The organism is uncultured Victivallis sp., from assembly GCA_944389935.1.
Classification (GTDB): domain Bacteria; phylum Verrucomicrobiota; class Lentisphaeria; order Victivallales; family Victivallaceae; genus Victivallis.
In genome coordinates, this window is record CALXOE010000090.1 from 1 (window position 1) to 4,178 (window position 4,178).

2 protein-coding genes are annotated in these 4,178 nt (G+C 56.2%); both read left to right on the forward strand.

All coding sequences use genetic code 11. The features are described 5' to 3' along the window. Positions 1–320 precede the first annotated feature (320 nt). Positions 321–2,330, forward strand: a complete 2,010-nt coding sequence (locus tag Q0J85_RS15295; protein ID WP_294483186.1) for a sialate O-acetylesterase — start codon at positions 321–323, stop codon at positions 2,328–2,330. An 850-nt stretch (positions 2,331–3,180) separates the two neighbouring features. Then, positions 3,181–4,178: hypothetical protein (locus Q0J85_RS15300; protein WP_294483188.1), on the forward strand; the 998-nt coding region annotated here is incomplete at its 3' end.

Sequence of the window (4,178 nt, forward strand, 5' to 3'; positions counted from 1 at the left end):
ATCCGCCTCTACCGGCGCAAGCACGGCACTTCTCCCGGTAAAGCGCGCCGCAAGCTGTGAGTTCTTTAGTTCCATTACAAAATAAATTTAAGACAAAATAAACCTTGACTCGAAGTGTTTAAGCCGGACAAATATTGAGGACCTGACAAATCCTGCAAACAAATGGAGGGACGCACAGGGGGGGGGCGGATCTACAGTAATTTTTTAAGAAGTAATCACATGGAATGTGTCAAAACATTTTGACGTATAAGATGAATCAATCCAATGCTTTTGAAATAAGCTCACTTTATTCAGGAAGATGTCAGGAAAGGGACAGGTTCATGAAGCTCTCCGAGAAATTCGCATTGTACCGGGTATTCACTTCGCACATGGTTCTTCAGCGGGAACGGCCGGTCGTCATTTCCGGCACCGCGGAGCCGGGGAAAGCGGTCGAAGTCGCCTTTGCAGGCCGGAGCCGGAATGCCGTCGCCGGTCCGGACGGCGAATGGAGCGCCGAATTCCCCGCGATGGAGGCCAGCGGTCCGCATATGTTGACCGTGAGCGGGGCGGCGGGGAGCGCACCGGTCGTTCTGGAGGATATCCTGATCGGCGAAGTCTGGATGTGTACCGGCCAGTCCAATATGGAGATGCCGGTTTTTTCGGAGAATCCTTTTTTCCGGACCCTGAATGCCGAAGAGGAACTCAGGCACGCGGATCATCCGCAGATCCGGCTTTACAACTCCATGCTGACCCGCCGGCTGGCTCCGGAGGGACCGCTGGCGGACGAGGCCGGTTTCGGCTGGCAGGTCTGCAATGCGGAGACGGTGGCGGACTTTTCGGCCTGCGGTTACTTTTTCGGCCGGCAGCTGCAGAAGGATCTTGATGTTCCGATCGGTCTGATCGCCACGGCCTGGGGCGGCACCGACATCGCCGCCTGGATCTCCCGTGAAAAATTCGAGGCGATGCACTGGCAGCCGTTTTACGACTCTCCGGACGAGCAGGAGCGTATCTGGAACTCATTCAGAGCGTCTGACAAATTCAAAGCGCTGCTCAACTGGCTCGAGTGTTTTGACGACGCCTGCGGGAAAGCCGCTCCGGAGTGCCTGGCTCCGGAGTTCGACGACTCCGGCTGGAAACCGTGTCCCGGGACGACCGCGGTTCTTCTCCGGCCCGGTCGTTATGTCTGCCGCCTGAGTTTCGAGCTGCCTGCGGAGCTTGCCGGCCGGGAGCTTGAGCTGAAGCTCGGCATCATCAACGATGTCGATGTGACCTTCTTCAACGGAGAGGCGGTCGGTTCGACCGGGGTAGAGACTCCGGCTTACTGGAGCGCCGAGCGGAAATACACGATTCCGGGCCGCTGTGTGCGGGCTGGCCGGAACTGCATCGCCGTGGTGGCGGACGATCATTACGGCGCCGGGCTGTTCAATGTTCAGGAGCTGGAATTCACCGCGCCCGGACTGGCCTTTAAAGTTCGGCCGGAGTGCCGAATCGATACGGTGTTTACTCTCCCGGCCGATTTTCCGGTGCGCCCGGATGTGCCGTCCGTTGAGGGGTATCGCTGTCCGAATGGACAGAACTATCCATCCACGCTGTTTAATGCGATGCTGAACCCGTGGTTCCGTTATGCCGTCCGAGGCACGATCTGGTATCAGGGGTGCCACAACAACGGTGAATTCACCTATTATCCGTTGCACAAGATGCTGATCGACGATCTGCGCGAGCACTGGCACGATCCCGAAATGCCGTTTCTGCTGGTCCAGCTTGCGGCGTTCCAGGAACATTCGCCGGAGAACCGCCGGGAGGATGCCGAGGCTGAAGCGGTGCCGTTTGCCGAATTTTCTCCATATGCGCTCACCCGCGAAATTCAGGCGGAGATGCCACGCGCCCGGAAACGGGTTGGCATGATCGTCTCATTTGACCGGGGCGACCATTCGGATATCCATCCGCGCGACAAGCAGACGCTCGGGTTCCGGCTGGCCAGGAAGGCGGAGCATATGGTTTACGGCCGAGATACGGTCTGCGACGGCCCGGAATTCGCCGGTTTCCGGCAGGAGGGCAAGCTGCTCCGGGTCTTTTTCCGCAACATCGGCTCCGGTCTGACAACGAGCGACGGAAAGGCGCCGGCCGGCTTTGTTCTGGGTGACCGCTCCGGCTTTCTGGCGCCGGCGGAGGCCGAGATCGACGGCGACACGGTTGTGCTGAGCAGCAACAAAATTCCGGAGCCGCAGCGGGTGCGCTATGCGTTCACCGGCTACTGCCGAGTAAATCTCATGAACAAAGAGGGGTTCCCGGCGGTGCCGTTCCGCTCCGACAAGCTCGACTACAGAGGGATGTTCGCCGATCTGCCGTAAGAGTCGGACAGACGGGGCCGGTTGGTGTTTCGAATATCCGATCGCGTGAATTGTCGGAATGACATCGTCCCCCACAGAGAAAACCTTTATTCCTTGCTGGTTCGGAGCAACTGCGGCAGCGAAGTAATAGGTTGGTTTTATGGTTATCTGATAGATCATTACAATGATTCCAGATATGCTTCATGGTAGTGCTTGATCGATGGAGCAGAGTGGCCCGGAAATTCATCTACCCCAAATAAGCTCAGCTGCATCCTTGGCGGGGACGGATGGGCGGCGATAATCCTTTCGGGCGGAGGTTAGGAGCCCCATTGGTAACCGTTCAGCCCCCATGATGAATGGATAAATAGAATGTAAGCCATGAAGTTTGGTAAAATTATCAAACGGAATTACCGCAGCCCGTTTCTCACCACGATATTGATGAAGTCTTCAAACGAGGCAGAAAGTACATCCTGTTGAATTTACTTTGACCTGATGCTCCGCACATTGACTTTCTGGAATACGTGCAAAGTAAACTACAGTGGAATACTGGATCATTTTCCAAATATACTCGGTCTTGTCTACATATAGAAATCGTCTTCGTATGAGTTTTTCAAAATAATATGTATAGCTGGTTAAATCTTTCATCCTGCCGTTGCCCCTCCAACGGATTACCATACATCGGCGGCAGCATTTTTTACCATTTTTTCTGAAACTTCTGTTTGTTTTATGGTTCACTCTCCCGTTCTGTAGTTCAACGAATTTTCACTTATATATTACCTCTGCGTAATCAGGATAATCCTGTTCGTTATCGGCTCCGGCGGTCGTAAGACTGCCGGGGCCGGTTGTGTTTTAACATCATGGAGGTATGAAAATGAAGATCAAGAAGAGTGTGTTGCTGGATGCGTTGAAGGTGCTCGGCAAGGTGGTGTCGCAGACTTCGCCGGAGGAGGTACAACGGTCGGTACGGTTCCTCGGTGTCGGGGAACAGGTCTGGTTGACTGCGACCGACGGTGTGGAATCCGTCACGGCCGAAGTGGCTGGCGATGCCGAGGAAATGGAGGATTTTACGGTTGAGTACAAGGCATTGCGTGAGCTGATCCGTTCCACGCGCGGCGGTGAGGTTGAAGTGACCGGCAAACAGCTCAACTGGCCGGAAATGGAGGCCGTCCCGGATAACGCGGTGACGGTCGAGTTGCCGTCGGATTTCGGCAAACTGCTGGTGGCGGCCCCGGTGGTGGATCAGCGTGAAGCGCGGCTTGCGTTGCGCGGAATCAATCTTTCCCGCGACGGCGTGACCGCAACGAACGGCAAAGAATTGCTCAATCTGCCGTGTCCGTTGAAAATCCCGGAGGATATGACACTGCCGTTTCCGCTGGCGCTGCTGACCGCTCGACCGGAAAAAGCTGGAACGCTGCACCTTTGGCGCAGCCGGAACGAGCGACTGTTCCGCATCGTGATCGGCGGTTTCCAGTGGCTGGGCAAGGCGTTGCCGGGCAACTTTCCCGATTGGAAGCAGGTGATTCCTGCCGACAAGACGCTGGATTATCAGATTGAGATTCACGAGCCGGAACGGATCATCACGTTCCTGAAAGCGGTTCCCGATAGCCCGCCGTTTCACGCGATCGAACTGAACGTGGTTCCGGGCGGCGTCACCGTGGTTCCGAACAACTTCCCGGATATGGAACTGCGGTTGGAGGCTACGGTGATCGGCGCTCAGCCTCGCGCGGTGCTGGCGCTCAACAAGTATATCCTGCTGCGGATGCTTCAGCAGGGCTACACGAAGTTCCGGGCGCATTCGGACGGCAGGATACCGGTTATTGCCGAGGGCGGCAGCGGCCGGTATCTCGCGATGCCGATTCACATATTACC